The organism is Rhodoferax sp. RT5P35 (genome assembly GCF_056521385.1).
The window spans coordinates 1-1,053 of sequence record NZ_JBWMAX010000342.1 but is presented as its reverse complement, the minus strand read 5'-3'; the positions used below and the strand labels follow the sequence as shown (position 1 = coordinate 1,053).

Annotated in this window: 2 protein-coding genes; both read left to right on the top strand. The window is 66.8% G+C overall.

What is annotated here, in order from left to right:
• Positions 1 to 421: TerB family tellurite resistance protein (locus AC097L_RS26175; protein ID WP_479589606.1), on the top strand; the 421-nt coding region annotated here is incomplete at its 5' end.
• 19 nt (positions 422 to 440) lie between these two features.
• A partial coding sequence (locus tag AC097L_RS26170) for a biosynthetic peptidoglycan transglycosylase (RefSeq protein ID WP_479589605.1) occupies positions 441 to 1,053 on the top strand: 613 nt, incomplete at its 3' end.

The following is a 1,053-nucleotide window of genomic DNA, read 5'->3' as shown; positions in this document are numbered from 1 at the left end:
CCAAGTCGCCCAGCTTACCCAGGCCATGCTCTCGGTGGCGCTGGTAGACGGCATCCACCCCGCAGAGGCGGCCCTGATCGGCCAGTTCTACGAGAGTTCGCGCAGCGCCGACATGCCGACTACGGCCACCGCCCTGGCCATGGATTCCAGCGCCTTCGATGCCCGCAGCCTGCTGCCAAGCGATGCCGAATTTGCCGACACCGTGGTGCTGATGTGCCTGATGACCGCCTATGCCGACGGCAGCCTGAGTGCCGCCGAGCGCAGCCACGTGCAGGCCATCGCAAGCGCGCTGGGCGTGGACGCGACCCGTTTCGAGGCCCACATCGCCCAGGTGCGCGACGAGCTGGTGGGGGCCTTGTCGCACCTGCCCGACACCGCCTCGGTGGCCGCCGTGGTGCAAGAGCTGCACGCGGCAGACTGAAGCGCTTCTCCCTCAGGCAATGCGCATCCACCGGGTATTTGCTGCGTTTTTAGTAGCTGCTTGCGCCGATGGAATAAGCGCTACGCCCACTTTTTACACTATAAAAAGCAACTACCGCCCGTCTGACACTTTGGTGCTGGACCGCCATGGCGAGCTGCTGCAACGCCTGCGCACCGACACCAGCGTGCGGCGCGGCCAGTGGGTGGGGCTGGCCGACGTGTCGCCCGCCTTGCGTACGGCGCTGGTGCTGAGCGAAGACAAGCGCTTTTATGCACACAGCGGGGTGGACTGGCAGGCTGTGTCTGCCGCCGCCTGGGCCAACCTGTGGAACCGCAAAACCCGGGGCGCGTCCACCATCACCATGCAACTGGCCGGGCTGCTGGATACCGACTTGAAGCCCAGCGCGGGCGGGCGCAGCGTGGTGCAAAAGATCGGCCAGACCGTGTCGGCCAACGCGCTGGAAGGCGGCTGGCGCAAGGACCAGATTCTGGAGGCCTACCTGAACCTGGTGCCTTTCCGGGGCGAGCTGGTGGGCATAGACGCACTCAGCCGCACCCTGTTCGGCAAGGCCGCCCATGGGCTGGACGCACGCGAGGCGGCGGTTGCCGTGGCCCTGGTGCGCGCACCGAATG